Genomic DNA, 13,815 nt, shown 5'->3' with positions numbered 1-13,815 from the left:
CCTAGTGCTCCGGCGATGCGTCCTCGGCAGCCGGTTGGAGGGCGTCCCAGCCCAGTACCACCCCGTCGCGCCGTTGGGCCAACCCCGCCATCCGTGACCGTTCCTGCGAGCAGTGCAGCGCGTCGAGCACCTGCACCCGCTGCAGCACCAGGACGGTCGCGTCGGAGACACCGCCGGGCAGATGCCCGGGAGTCTGCGCCATGGGACCTGCGGTCGCCTCGCTGTATCCGTCCTGCGCCGCCACCGACACCGCGTCGGCGATCTGATCGGCGGGGAGGAGCAGGTGGTGGCGCAACACCACGTCGTCGTCCGCGGACCAGAGGGGGTCCGTGTGCGCCGCGCGCTCGAGGGTCGTCGAGCACGCCTCCACGTCGTCGAAGCACGACGCGACCACGACGAGGTCGGTGCGAGTGGGGTCGAGGGGCTCCGGAGCCGCCCGGCCGAACAGCCGCTGCCACCACCGTGTCCGCCCACGACCAGAGCCCGAAGTCATGTCACGACAGTGCCAGATGCCGCTGGAACCGGTTCCGGAGTCGCTCGGGAGGCATCGAGTCTGAAGCTCGGGTCGAGACTCCGGCGTGCGGGATACATCACGGGCGCGGGGGTCGACGGAACCCGGTCCGACGTGCACAGACGAGTACTATTGAACAGAAAGTCCAGGAAGACGGGCCGACCGGACCACGAGGAGACATTCTGTGTCACGCGCGCGCGAACGATGCTCGACTCGCCAATACCGCCCCGGCTATGCCATCCGTACTACGACGAGTCATACTTCTCGATGTGACGAGCGCAGTAGGTACTTCGGGATCCGCCATCACCCAGCGTGTCCACTCGCTGAACCGACCGAACATGGTCAGCGTGGGCACCATCGTGTGGCTGTCCAGCGAGTTGATGTTCTTTGCCGGCCTCTTCGCGATGTATTTCGTCGCGCGGGCTCAGGCCGCTCCCGGCCAGTGGCCGCCGGAGCCGACCGAGCTCAACCTGACGCTGGCCGTCCCCGTGACCGCGGTGCTCATCGCATCGTCCTTCACCTGCCAGCTGGGCGTGTTCGCCGCCGAGCGTGGCGACGTGTTCGGACTGCGTCGCTGGTACACGATCACTCTGGCCATGGGCGCGTTCTTCGTCGCCGGCCAGGGCTACGAGTACTACCACCTCGTCCACGAGGGCACCTCGATCTCGAGCAGCGTCTACGGCTCCGTCTTCTACATCACCACCGGCTTCCACGGCCTGCACGTGATCGGCGGTCTGATCGCCTTCGTCTTCCTGATCGCCCGCACCCTGGTCAGCAAGTTCACGCCGGCTCAGGCCACCGCCGCCATCGTCGTGTCGTACTACTGGCACTTCGTCGACATCGTCTGGATCGCGCTGTTCGCGACGATCTACTTCATCCGCTGACCGAGCAGGCGTCGAATACCCGATGACAGCCTCATCGGTCGCATCCGACAAGCCGTCCCGACACGACAAGGGATACAGATGAGTTCCTCTCCCCCCGCCACTCCCGACGACGACGGCACTGTCGTGTCCGCCGGTACGCCGGACGCCTCGGCGACCAAGGCGCGTCGCAAGCGTCGTACCCGTCGCCGGGTCAGTGGCGCCATGGCGCTGTTCATGGGTCTCGTCGGCGCGGGCTTCCTCGCCGCCGCCCTCACCCCCGACGCCCAGGTCGCCACCGCGCAGGAAGACAGCGCGGCCATGGTGCGCGAAGGCCAGCAGATCTACGACACGTCCTGCGTGACGTGCCACGGCGCAAACCTCCAGGGTGTCCAGGACCGCGGACCGTCCCTCATCGGCGTCGGCGAAGCAGCCGTCTACTTCCAGGTCTCTTCCGGTCGCATGCCGATGGCGCGCAACGAGGCCCAGGCCGAGCGGAAGCCCCCGAAGTACAACCAGTCGCAGGTCGACGCTCTCGGCGCCTACATCCAGGCCAACGGCGGCGGACCCACGGTGGTGCGCACCGACAACGGTGAGATCGCGCAGGACTCACTCCGTGGCGGCGACATCGCCCGCGGCAGCGAGCTCTTCCGCCTCAACTGCGCGTCCTGCCACAACTTCACCGGTCGCGGCGGCGCGCTGTCCTCGGGCAAGTACGCACCCACACTCGACCCGGCGAACGAGCAGCAGATCTACCAGGCGATGGTCACCGGCCCGCAGAACATGCCCAAGTTCTCGGACCGCCAGCTCACGCCCGAAGAGAAGAAAGACATCATCGCTTACGTCAAGTCCTCCTCCGAGACGCAGCCTCCCGGTGGATACGGACTCGGCGGCTTCGGCCCCGGTACGGAAGCCATCGCCATCTGGGTGGTCGGCATCGGAGCGGTCGTCGCAGCAGCACTGTGGATCGGAGTGAGGTCATGAGCGACGACAACCGCAAGGACGACGGCGTGCCCGGCGATCCGAACAAGTTCCCCGAGGGCTTCGACCCGGACCGCAAGTACACGGACGAGGAACTGGCCGCCATGAGCCGCGACGAGCTCGTCGCACTCGGCACCAACCTCGATCACGTGGACGTGGCGTTCCGTCGCGCACGCTGGCCCGTCCCCGGAACCAAGGCCGAGAAGCGCGCCGAGCGCAGCGTCAGCCTCTGGTTCTTCCTGGCGGGTGTGTCGGCCGTGGCCTTCATCGCCATCTACCTGTTCTGGCCGTGGCAGTACGCCGGCATGGGCGAGGACAGCTATGGGCTGTACAGCCTGTACACACCGCTCATCGGTCTCACCATGGGTCTCGCGATCATCGGTGTCGGCGTCGGTGCCGTGCAGTTCACCAAGAAGTTCATCCCCGAAGAGGTGTCCATCCAGGATCGCCACGACGGTGGATCGAGCGAGGTGGACAAGAAGACGGTCGTCGCCGAGCTCAGCGACTCCTTCGACACCTCCACGCTGGGTCGACGCAAGATGATCAAGCGCAGCCTCGTCTTCGGCGGCGGCGCGCTCGGCGTCATGTCGATCCTCCCGCTCGGCGGTCTGATCAAGAACCCGTGGGCCGAGGGCGACGAGTCCTCGCTCTGGGTCTCGGGTTGGACGCCGAACTACGAGGGCGAGACCGTCTACCTGCGTCGCTACACCGGACGCGTCGACGACATCGTTCTCGTCCGCCCGGAGGATCTCGACGCCGGCGCCATGGAGACCGTCTTCCCGTTCCGTGAGTCGGAGCGTGGCAACGAGGAGGAGCTCTCGCATGCACTGAAGGGCATCCGCAACGCGGTCATGCTCATCCGTCTGCGTACCGAGGACGCCGACCGCACCATCAAGCGGAAGGGCCAGGAGAGCTTCAACTACGGCGACTACTTCGCCTACTCGAAGATCTGCACCCACCTCGGGTGCCCCACATCGTTGTACGAGCAGCAGACCAACCGGATCCTGTGCCCGTGCCACCAGTCGCAATTCGACGCGTTGGAGTACGCCAAGCCGATCTTCGGACCGGCCGCCCGCGCTCTTCCGCAGCTGCCCATCACGGTCAACGACGAGGGCTACCTCGTCGCCGCGGGCGATTTCATCGAGCCGCTCGGACCCGCCTACTGGGAACGTCCGGCCGGAGTACACGAGCAGGAGAGCGCTTCTGCTGCGTCGTCATCGGAAGGTTCACGATGAGTCCATCCATCGCCACGCTCGCTGCGAAGCAAGCCGAGGACGTCGACTCCCGCTATCACCTCTCAGCGGGTATGCGTCGTCAGATCAACAAGGTCTTCCCCACCCACTGGTCGTTCCTGCTGGGTGAGATCGCGCTGTACAGCTTCGTCATCCTGCTGCTGTCCGGTACGTACCTGACCCTCTTCTACGACCCCTCCATGACGGAGACCACCTACCAGGGCGCCTACGCTCCCCTACGCGGTGTCGAGATGACCAAGGCGTACGCCACCACGCTGGACCTGTCCTTCGAGGTGCGCGGCGGTCTGTTCATCCGTCAGATCCACCACTGGGCAGCTCTGCTGTTCGCCTGCTCGATCATCGTGCACATGATGCGCATCTTCTTCACCGGTGCGTTCCGTCGCCCGCGTGAGGCGAACTGGGTCATCGGCTCGCTGCTGCTCATCCTGGCGATGTTCGAGGGCTTCTTCGGCTACTCGCTCCCCGACGACCTGCTGTCCGGTACCGGGCTGCGCGCCGCCTTCTCGGGCATCACGATCTCCATCCCGGTCATCGGAACGTGGATGCACTGGCTGATCTTCAACGGTGACTTCCCCGGCACGCTGATCATCCCGCGCCTGTACGTCGCGCACGTGCTGCTCCTGCCCGCCATCATCCTGGCGCTCATCGCAGCTCACCTCGCGCTCGTCTGGTACCAGAAGCACACGCAGTTCCCCGGCCCCGGCCGCACCGAGACCAACGTGGTGGGTGTCCGCATCCTCCCGGTCTTCGCGGTCAAGTCCGGCGCCTTCTTCGCCATGACCTTCGGTGTCCTCGCGGTCATGGGTGGAGTACTGCAGATCAACCCGGTGTGGGCCCTGGGCCCGTACAACCCGTCGCAGGTCTCCGCCGGCTCACAGCCCGACTTCTACATGATGTGGACGGACGGACTGGCTCGACTGTGGCCCGCGTGGGAGCTCTACATCGGCAACTACATGATCCCGGCCGTCTTCTGGGTCGCCGTCATCATGGGTGCGGTGTTCGCGATCATGATCGCGTACCCCTGGATCGAGAAGCGCTTCACCAAGGACGACGCTCACCACAACCTGCTGCAGCGTCCCCGCGACGTTCCGGTGCGTACCGCGGTCGGCGCCATGGCGATCGCCTTCTACGTGGTCCTGACGCTCAGCTGCGTCAACGACATCATCGCGTACAAGTTCTCGATCTCCCTGAACGCGATGACCTGGATCGGCCGCATCGGCCTCGTGGTCCTGCCTCCGATCGTCTACCTGCTGACCTACCGCTTCTGCATCGGTCTCCAGCGCAGCGATCGCCAGGTGCTCGAGCACGGCATCGAGACGGGTGTCATCAAGCGTCTGCCCCACGGCGCCTACGTCGAGATCCACCAGCCCCTCGGCCCGGTCGACGATCACGGCCACCCGATCCCGCTCGAGTACCAGGGTGCTGCGATCCCGAAGAAGATGAACAAGCTCGGTTCCGCCGGCAAGCCCGGCTCGGGCAGCATCTTCACTCCGGACTCGGACGAGGAGCACCGGCTGCACGAGCGTCTGTCGCACGAGGGTGAGCACGATCAGCTCACCATGCTCCGCACCTACCAGGCGAAGATCCTGTCGCAGGGCAACGGGCACTCGAACGGCAACGGCTCGTCCAACGGCCACGGCTCGTCCAACGGCCACTCGAACGGCAACGGCTCGTCCAACGGCAACGGTCACGGACCGGAGTCCAACGGGCACTGAGCGACCCGCTGAACGGTAGAAGAGGCGCCACCCACTCGGGTGGCGCCTCTTCTCGTCTGTCCCCTCCCCCACCGCTCGTTCCCGCACCCGTCGTCGCTCGGCGAGGCGGGGTGTCAGCGCAGTCCGAGATCCGCGCCGGCGGATCGGGATGCCACCCACCCCTCTTGTGTGCAGTGATCCGCGCCCACCGCGGATCACTGCACACGAAAGCCCCGCTCCAGCAGATCCGGTGCACTGGACCGTGTGGAGCGCGGGCTACTGCACTGGATCCCACCGCCCCGCCGAGGCGAGGAACGGCAGCAGCGCGTCGACGAGGTGGTGCGGGGCCTCCTCGGCCATGTGGTGTCCCGAATCGATGCCGTGCCCGACGACGCCCGGCGCCCACGCACGCCAGATGGTCAACGGATCGCCGTACAACTCCTCAAGGTCGTCCCGTGTGGACCACAGCACCTGCACCGGCACGGCCAACGTCCTCCCCTGCGCTCGGTCGGCGCGTTCGTGGTCGGCGTCGACAGTGAGTCCCGCTCGGTAGTCCTCGAGCATCGCGCGTACGACATCGGGATCGTGGATCGCCGTCAGCCACTCACGGTGGTTCTCCACTCCCATGAGGGCCGGATCGCCGCGGTACCACGAAGAGGGATCGGCAGTGATGGCGCGCTCGGGGAGGTCGGGCTGGGCGTAGAAGAACCAGTGCCACCATCGGGTCGCGAATCGACTGTCCGCCCGGTCGAGGTGCTCGCTGATGGGGATGCAGTCGAGCAGGGACAGCGCGGTCACGAGGCCCGAGTGGTCCAGGGCCAGGCGCAGGGCCACGTAACTTCCACGGTCGTGACCGACCACGGCGAAGCGTGGGTGCCCGAGTGCGGCCATCACCTGCACCATGTCCGAGGCCATCGCCCGCTTCGAGTGTGCGGAGTGGTCGGGTGTCGGCGCCGGGCCCTGCGAGCGGCCGTACCCGCGCAAGTCCGGGCAGACGACCGTATGTCCTGCGTCGACCAGCAGTGGGGCGACACGGTGCCACGTCGCCGACGTACGCGGGTGCCCGTGCAGCAACAGCACGGGGAGATCGCCCGCGCCGCAGTGCCGGGTGAGGATCGACGCGGCCTCGACCTCGATCATCGATTCGTCGAAGTTCTCGAACATGTCGTCATCATCGCGCGAGCGGCCGGCAGGGCCCCAGTTCCCGCACCCTTCCTCGCGTCACGCATGCGTGTTGCTCGGCAAGGCGACGTGCGACGGCGCAGCGTGGGTGCGGGAACACCGGAGGTGCGAGAAGCCCACCAGGAGGGCGCAATCCCACCTCACCGACGCCGAACGCCCCCGACCACGGGCCGGGGGCGTTCGGGGTGGAGCTGTGTCAGTGCTTCTCGGGTCCCACGTGGTACTCGAAGACCAGTCCGGCTGCGGCGGCGATGATGGCGAGGGCGCCGACCGCGAGCATCCAGGGCTCGTAGAACGCGAACGCAAGGGCCATGAAGGCGGCGCATCCGGCGAGGATGATGGGCCAGAAGCTACCGGGGCTGAAGAAGCCCAGGTCGCCTGAACCGTCGGCGATCTCCGCGTCGTCGTAGTCCTCGGGACGGGTGTCCAGTCGACGAGCGACGAACCGGAAGTACGTTCCGACGATCAGCGTCAGGCCCGCCGAGAGGGCGATGGCGGTGAGGCCGGCCCACTCGATGCCGGTCCGCGAGAAGCCGGTGAACACGCCGTAGAGGATTCCGACGAGGATGAAGAACCCGGTCAGGATCTCGAAGAGTTTCGCTTCGATCTTCATGGGATGTCAGTTTCCTTCTGCCACGGTCGCAGCCTTGACGGTGCGGTCGGTGTTGAACGGCGAGGTGGAGGTCGCGCGAGGCTCTTCGCCGATGGACTCCAGCGCCTGAGCGTTGGTCTGGCCGTCGCGACGCGCCGCCATGTAGTTCTCGAAGGCCTCGGGGCTGACCGCGCGAACCTCGAAGTTCATCATCGCGTGGTAAGTGCCGCACATCTCGGCGCAGCGCCCGACGAAGGCACCCTCACGCTCGATCTCGCTGATCTGGAACACGTTGTCGGAGTTGTTCTCGTCCGGGTTCGGCATGACGTCGCGCTTGAACAGGAACTCGGGAACCCAGAACGAGTGGATGACGTCGGAGGACGCGATCTCGAACTCGATGCGCTTGCCGGTGGGCAGCACGAGAATCGGGACCTCGGAGCTGGAGCCGACTGTCTCGACCTCGTTGTAGTGCAGGTACGACTGGTCGGACTTCTCGCGGCCGAACAGCGGGCCAGGCTCCTCACCCTCGGGGGTGCCGGCCTCCTCTGCTGCCTGCTCGCGCTCCTGGTCGGTGCCGTCGTACAGCGGCTGCCCGTCCTTGAGGTCGACGGTGCGGTAGCCGAACTTCCAGTTCCACTGGAACGCGGTGACGTCCACGACCACGTCGGGGTTGTCCTGCTTCTCCTGGACGTAGTTCTGCACGACGACCGTGAAGTAGAAGAGGACGGCGATGATGACGAACGGCACGGCCGTGTAGAACAGCTCGAGCGGGACGTTGTATGCGGTCTGGCGCGGGAACTCCGGCGAGTCCTTCTTCTTGCGGTGGAACGCCACTGTCCAGAAGGTCAGGCCCCACACGATGACGCCCATGATGAGCGCCGCGATGACGGACCACGTCCACAGCTCGCGCATCCGCTCGGCCTGCGGCGTGACGCCCGACGGCCATCCGAATCGAAGTACGGAATTGTCGATGCCGCAGCCCGACAGCACCACGGCGGCCACTGCAAGAGAGGCCACCAATCCGACTCGTCGTGTCGTCCGACGACCGGATCCACCACCACGCTGCGCCACGATCACGCCTTCCTGATTGCCAGATGGAGAGTACGAGAACCGTCCGGACGAGCCACCGAAGTCGCTCACACGCACGAGGTACTCGTGTACTACGCAGCGTAGACCAAAGCGGGCTCGGTTCTCGTGTCGGGTCGGGTGCGAGTTGGGCGGCGACACCGGGCCCGGCCGGTCACTTCGGCGTTCCCGCCGCACTGCGGCATACTCGGACCGATGCGCGTCGGGCCGTCGAGGTCCCGGCGACGCCTGTGACCAGGCCCGCTACCGGGCCGACACCCGAACGAAACGAGGCGTACCGACCGTGTGTGGACTGCTGGGACTGCTGACGTCGAACGCATCCGCGGAAGACGTCGTCGATGCCGTCGGCCACGCGTCGCACTGCATGCGACACCGCGGGCCGGACGAGCCGGGGACGTGGCACGACGACGATCTGGCGCTGGGCTTCAACCGGCTCTCGATCATCGACATAGAGCACTCGCACCAGCCGCTCCGCTGGGGTCCCGCGGAGAGTCCGGAGCGCTACGCGCTGGTGTTCAACGGCGAGATCTACAACTATCTCGAACTGCGCGAGACGTTGGCACGCGAGCACGGCGCGACGTTCGCCACCGAGGGTGACGGCGAGGCCATTCTCGCCGCGTTCCACTTCTGGGGCGACGACGCCGTTCGACGCCTGCGGGGCATGTTCGCCTTCGCGCTGTGGGACACCGAGAAGCGGGAACTGTTCCTCGCGCGTGACCCGTTCGGCATCAAGCCGCTGTTCTACTCGACGGGCGCCGCGGGCACCGCGTTCGCGAGCGAGAAGAAGAGCATTCTCGAACTCCTCGAGTCGTTGGGCGTGTCCGACGAGCTCGACCCCCGCGCCCTGGAGCACTACACGGTGCTGCAGTACGTGCCGGAACCCGAGACGCTCCACGCGGGCATCCGTCGCCTGGAGTCCGGCTGCACCGCTCGACTGACTCCCGGCTCCGAGCCGACCGTCACTCGTTACTTCCGGCCGACGTTCCCGGTGCGTCCCGTCCCGTCGGGCACCGAGGCGGCGCGCTACCGCGAGATCGCCGAGGCGCTCGAGGACTCCGTCGCCAAGCACATGCGTGCCGACGTCACCGTGGGCTCGTTCCTGTCCGGCGGCATCGACTCCACGGCGATCGCCGCGCTCGCCATGCGCCACAACCCGGATCTGGTCACCTTCACCACCGGTTTCGAGCGTGAGGGCTACTCCGAGGTGGACGTCGCGGCCGAGTCGGCCGCCGCGATCGGCGCCAAGCACGTCATCAAGGTCGTCGGGCCCGAGGAGTTCGCCGCGTCGATCCCCGAGATCGTCTGGTATCTCGACGATCCGGTGGCGGACCCGGCGCTGGTGCCGCTCTACTTCGTCGCCAAGGAAGCACGTAAGCACGTCAAGGTGGTGCTGTCGGGCGAGGGTGCGGACGAGTTGTTCGGCGGCTACACCATCTACCGGGAGCCGTTGTCGCTCGCACCGTTCGAGAAGCTGCCACCCTCCCTGCGACGCGCCGCCGGTCGACTGAGTGAGCGCATCCCGGAGGGCACCCGCGGCAAGAGTCTCCTGCACCGCGGGTCGATGAGCCTGGAGGAGCGCTACTACGGCAATGCGCGCAGCTTCAACGATGCGCAGTTGCGGTCGGTGTTGCGCGAGTTCCGGCCCGAGTGGACCCATCAGGACGTGACGGCGCCGATCTACGCGCAGTCCGCCGGCTGGGACCCGGTGGCGCGGATGCAGCATCTGGACCTGTTCACGTGGCTGCGCGGCGACATCCTGGTGAAGGCCGACAAGATCACGATGGCCAACTCGTTGGAGTTGCGCGTGCCGTTCCTCGACAACGAGGTGTTCCGGGTGGCGGAGCAGTTGCCGCTGGAGCAGAAGATCACGAAGTCGACGACGAAGTACGCGCTACGCAAGGCACTCGACGGCATCGTGCCCGATCATGTGCTCAACCGCGCGAAGCTGGGTTTCCCTGTGCCGCTTCGGCATTGGCTGCGTGGCACCGAGCTCTTCGACTGGGCGCACCAGCAGATCGCCGATTCCCAGACCGATCACCTGCTCGACAAGGCCGCGATCACCCGCATGCTGAACGACCACCGCGAGGGACGCAGCGATCACAGCCGCCGGTTGTGGACCGTGCTCATCTTCATGGTGTGGCACGGCATCTTCGTCGAGAAGCGCATCGTGCCGGCCATCGCCGAACCCACGTACCCGGTTCGGCTCTAGCCGGCAGACGCGAACTACTGCGGGAGGATCGCGGCGATCTCGGCCGCGGCCTCGTCGCCGTATGCGTCGGTGAGGCGCTTGATCGCGTCGTCACGGACGAGCGTCCATTCCTGGGTGCCGGTGGTCTCGAGCACGAGCACCGCGATGAACGATCCGAGCTGGGCGGCGCGCTCGAGGCCCAGCCCGTTGGCGCGGCCGACGAGGAAGCCGGCGCGGAACGCGTCACCGACACCGGTGGGGTCGACCTTGCTGGTCTCCGGGACCACGGAGACGCGAATGTCCGTGCCGTCGGCGCCGACGATCTCGACGCCGTTCTTGCCGAGCGTGGTCACGCGCAGGCCGACGGTGTCGCGGATCTGGCGTTCGGTCAGCCCGGTCTTCTGACGGAGGAGGCCCCACTCGTACTCGTTGGTGAACAGGTACTCGGCACCCTGGATGAGCTCGGTGGCCTGCGTTCCGTCGAGGCGTGCGAGCTGCTGCGACGGATCCGCGGCGAAGGGGATGCCCAGTTCGCGGCACTCCGCCGTGTGGCGCATCATCGCGGCCGGGTCGTTGGCGCCGACCAGGACGAGTTCCAGGTCGCGACCCTCGGCCACGGTGTGGACGGAGATGTCGCCGGCCTCGGTCATCGCGCCGGGGTAGAACGAGGCGATCTGTGCCATGTCCTCGTCGGTGGTGCAGACGAAACGCGCGGTGTGAGCCGTCTCGGAGAGGGTGACGGCGGAGCAGTCGACGCCGTTGTCCTCGAGCCACGTCTGATACTCGGCGAAGTCGGGACCGACCGAGCCGACGAGCAGCGGTGCGCCGCCCAGAACACCCATGGCGTAGGCGATGTTGCCGCCCACCCCGCCCTTGCGGATGACGAGGTCGTCGACGAGGAAGCTCAGCGAGACGTGTGCCAGCTGATCGGCGAGGAACTGGTCGGCGAACCGACCGGGAAACCGCATCAGATGGTCGGTAGCAATGGAGCCGGACACCGCAATGGTCACGTCCGAGGGCCTTTCGCAGCAGGTGGAGGAGAACTGCTGTGAACCTTACCCGGGTGACGAGTGGGTGAACCCCATCAGACGGACGCCCCGGGACGACGCACCCCGGACACACGTCGTCCCCGGCACCCACGCAGGGTGCCGGGGACGGCGGGAGACTACTCGGGACTTAGTTGAAGGAGTCACCGCACGCGCACGAACCCGTGGCGTTGGGGTTGTCGATCGTAAAGCCCTGCTTCTCGATGGTGTCGACGAAGTCGATCGACGCGCCCTCGACGTACGGCGCGCTCATCCGGTCCACGGCGAGCGTGACGCCGCCGAAGTCCTTGACCAGGTCGCCGTCGAGCGAGCGGTCGTCGAAGAACAGCTGGTAGCGCAGCCCTGCGCACCCGCCGGGCTGAACCGCGATGCGCAGCGCCAGGTCGTCGCGGCCTTCCTGATCGAGCAGTGCCTTGGCCTTGGACGAGGCCGCTTCGGTCATCAGGACGGCGTGCGTCTCGGTGTCGGTGGTGGTCACGTCACTGGTGGCGACGTCGTTCTGCACAGTCATGGGTTCTCCCTATCGTTCGTGCCCTCTCGGCGACAACGCCGGCGAACACAGTCAACGGTACTCCCGACCCCGCTATTCCACACGATCGCCGGGGCGGTCACGCCCACGAGCCGGTGCGGGCGACGTCCGCGGCGAGTCCGGTCAGCTGGGCACGCGCGTCCGACATGGCGAGGTCGACCGATCCGGCGAAATCGGTCACCGAGTGCGCCGACTCGATGCCCGCCGCGCGCATGTCGTCCTCGCCCAGACGCACCTGACCGGCGAGGACCACCGTGCGCACACCGTGCTCGCGAGCCGACCCCGCGAGAGCGGTCACCACCTTTCCTCGCAACGACTGCGAGTCGAACTTCCCCTCGCCCGTCAGCACCACGTCGACCGTCGGCATCACCTCGTGGCGACGGGTGCGCTCGGCCACCAGATCGGCCCCGGACGTGCGGGTCGCTCCCAGCGCGAGCAACGCGGCGCCCAGGCCGCCGGCCGCACCCGCCCCCGGCAGGTCCGCCACCGCGCGCTCGGCGACGCGATCGAGCTCGACGCACCAGTCGGCGTTCCGCTCCTCCAGGACACGCACGGTGTCCGCGTCCGCACCCTTCTGCGGTCCGAACACCGCGGCCGCACCGGCCGGACCCAGCAACGGATTGTCGACGTCCGTGGCCGCGACGAGGTCGACGTCCGCGAGAGCCGCGACCGCCGCGTCGGGTCCCCCGAGAGCCTCGATCATGCCCGCGCCGCCGTCGGTCGAGCTGCTGCCACCGAGACCGACCACCACGGTGGTCGCACCACGGGTCAGCGCCTCCGCGACGATCTGCCCCACTCCCCTGCTGGACGCCGCGACGGCCGACTCCGGATCCGGCGAACGACCGAGCAGTCCGAGACCGACGGTCTGCGCGACCTCCACGTAGGCGGTCGCGCCGTCGAGCAACCAGCGCGCAGTCACGACGTCGCCGAGAGGTCCGGACACGGTCGACTCGATCACCTCGCCTCCGTCGGCCGCGAGTGCGTCGACGAACCCGGGTCCGCCGTCGGACTGGGGCGCGAGGATCAGCTCGTCGTCGCGCGCGCTCGACCACCCCGCCGCGATGGCGTCGGCTGCTTCGGCCGCGGTCAGGGTGTCTCCGAAGGAATCGGGGGCGATGAGAACGCGCATCGGAACACTCTAACGAGGAGCGCCGGTCGTGAGAGCCCACGACTGCGGTGTTCGCGTGGTGGTGAACGTCGAATAACCTGTGGGGGTGAAGCTGCCCTTCGGTAAGTCGAGTGAGAAGTCCGACACCCAGACCCCCGTCGACCACGAGTCGACGAGCCTGGACGAGAGCACGGCGCAGACCCGCGGCAACGTCAGCCTCGGCAAGGGCCGTCCGACGCCCTCACGGCGTGAGGCCGAGGGCCGCCGCCGTGGCCCGGTCGCACCGGCGCCGCTGACGGCCAAGGAGGCCCGGGCGCGACGCAAGGCGACGCGGGGCAGCAAGGACGAGCGCAAGGCCGCCTCGGCCGAGCGTCGCGCGAAGGCCGCGGACCAGCGTGCCCGCATGATGGCCGGCGAGGACAAGTTCCTCCTCCCCCGCGACAAGGGCCCCGTCCGCGCCTACGCGCGTGACCTGGTCGACTCGCGTCGCAACTTCGTCGGGCTCTTCATGCCGATGGCCCTGATCCTGCTCGTGGCACTGTTCCTGAGCCCCGAGGTGCAGTCGATCGTCACGCTCGCGCTGTTCATCATGATGATCTTCATGGGTATCGACGGCTATCTGCTCGGCCGCCGCGTCAACAACAAGGTGCGGGACCGTTTCCCCGAGACTCCGGACGGCGGCTTCAAGCTCGGCTGGTACTCGTTCGTCCGCGCGTCGCAGGTCCGCAAGATGCGTGCCCCCAAGCCTCGCGTCGGCCCCGGCGACGCGGTCTGAGCGCACCCGC

At 67.4% G+C, this 13,815-nt stretch carries 13 protein-coding genes; 6 read left to right on the top strand and 7 right to left on the bottom strand.

Going from position 1 to position 13,815, the window contains the following annotated elements; genetic code table 11:
- Position 1 precedes the first annotated feature (1 nt).
- The gene (locus OHB23_RS12055; RefSeq protein WP_027505816.1) at positions 2-493 is read right to left on the bottom strand and encodes a hypothetical protein; all 492 of its coding nucleotides are present in this window, start codon (positions 491-493) and stop codon (positions 2-4) included.
- Positions 494-780: 287 nt separating this feature from the next.
- Between OHB23_RS12055 and ctaE the strand changes: the two genes are divergently transcribed.
- The 4 genes from ctaE to qcrB all read left to right on the top strand — a co-directional run bounded on the left by ctaE (position 781) and on the right by qcrB (position 5,320).
- Entirely contained in the window at positions 781-1,395 is a 615-nt protein-coding gene (gene ctaE, locus OHB23_RS12050) for an aa3-type cytochrome oxidase subunit III (RefSeq protein ID WP_027505815.1), read from the top strand.
- Between the two features lie 78 nt (positions 1,396-1,473).
- On the top strand, positions 1,474-2,355 hold the full coding sequence (gene qcrC / locus OHB23_RS12045) for a cytochrome bc1 complex diheme cytochrome c subunit (RefSeq protein WP_056446281.1): 882 nt from the start codon (positions 1,474-1,476) through the stop codon (positions 2,353-2,355).
- Complete coding sequence (gene qcrA / locus OHB23_RS12040) at positions 2,352-3,587, top strand: cytochrome bc1 complex Rieske iron-sulfur subunit (protein WP_081821261.1); 1,236 nt, start codon at positions 2,352-2,354, stop codon at positions 3,585-3,587. Before qcrC ends, qcrA begins: the two co-directional genes overlap by 4 nt.
- Entirely contained in the window at positions 3,584-5,320 is a 1,737-nt protein-coding gene (gene qcrB / locus OHB23_RS12035; RefSeq protein ID WP_328809608.1) for a cytochrome bc1 complex cytochrome b subunit, read from the top strand. The genes qcrA and qcrB overlap by 4 nt, the downstream gene beginning before the upstream one ends.
- Positions 5,321-5,575: 255 nt before the next feature.
- On the opposite strand, the gene OHB23_RS12030 is transcribed toward qcrB, so the two are convergent.
- From OHB23_RS12030 to ctaC, 3 genes are all read right to left on the bottom strand, one after another.
- Positions 5,576-6,463, bottom strand: coding sequence for an alpha/beta fold hydrolase (locus OHB23_RS12030; RefSeq protein WP_328809607.1), 888 nt, complete (start codon positions 6,461-6,463; stop codon positions 5,576-5,578).
- A gap of 214 nt (positions 6,464-6,677) precedes the next feature.
- Complete coding sequence (locus OHB23_RS12025) at positions 6,678-7,094, bottom strand: cytochrome c oxidase subunit 4 (protein ID WP_027505813.1); 417 nt, start codon at positions 7,092-7,094, stop codon at positions 6,678-6,680.
- Positions 7,095-7,100: 6 nt separating this feature from the next.
- Entirely contained in the window at positions 7,101-8,147 is a 1,047-nt protein-coding gene (ctaC, locus tag OHB23_RS12020; protein WP_371831725.1) for an aa3-type cytochrome oxidase subunit II, read from the bottom strand.
- A gap of 295 nt (positions 8,148-8,442) precedes the next feature.
- Here ctaC and asnB point away from each other — a divergent pair, with 295 nt between their 5' ends.
- Positions 8,443-10,368 carry an asparagine synthase (glutamine-hydrolyzing) gene (gene asnB, locus OHB23_RS12015; RefSeq protein WP_328809606.1) on the top strand — a complete coding sequence of 642 codons (1,926 nt, stop codon included), beginning with the start codon at positions 8,443-8,445 and terminating at the stop codon, positions 10,366-10,368.
- Positions 10,369-10,382: 14 nt separating this feature from the next.
- Here the strand turns inward: asnB and OHB23_RS12010 are convergent, their stop codons facing one another.
- The 3 genes from OHB23_RS12010 to OHB23_RS12000 form a co-directional block, all read right to left on the bottom strand.
- Positions 10,383-11,357 carry a carbohydrate kinase family protein gene (locus OHB23_RS12010; RefSeq protein ID WP_027505810.1) on the bottom strand — a complete coding sequence of 325 codons (975 nt, stop codon included), beginning with the start codon at positions 11,355-11,357 and terminating at the stop codon, positions 10,383-10,385.
- A 166-nt stretch (positions 11,358-11,523) separates the two neighbouring features.
- Entirely contained in the window at positions 11,524-11,904 is a 381-nt protein-coding gene (locus OHB23_RS12005) for a HesB/IscA family protein (protein ID WP_027505809.1), read from the bottom strand.
- 97 nt (positions 11,905-12,001) lie between these two features.
- Entirely contained in the window at positions 12,002-13,051 is a 1,050-nt protein-coding gene (locus OHB23_RS12000; protein WP_222638381.1) for a glycerate kinase family protein, read from the bottom strand.
- Between the two features lie 85 nt (positions 13,052-13,136).
- Between OHB23_RS12000 and OHB23_RS11995 the strand changes: the two genes are divergently transcribed.
- Positions 13,137-13,805 (top strand): DUF3043 domain-containing protein, encoded by a 669-nt coding sequence (locus tag OHB23_RS11995; protein ID WP_027505807.1) that lies wholly within the window; start codon positions 13,137-13,139, stop codon positions 13,803-13,805.
- Positions 13,806-13,815 lie beyond the last annotated feature (10 nt).

Origin of the sequence: Rhodococcus sp. NBC_00294, from assembly GCF_036163995.1 — a bacterium.
Lineage (GTDB): Bacteria > Actinomycetota > Actinomycetes > Mycobacteriales > Mycobacteriaceae > Rhodococcoides.
The sequence above is the reverse complement of the archived record's forward strand: the minus strand, read 5'-3'. Positions and strand labels throughout refer to the sequence as shown.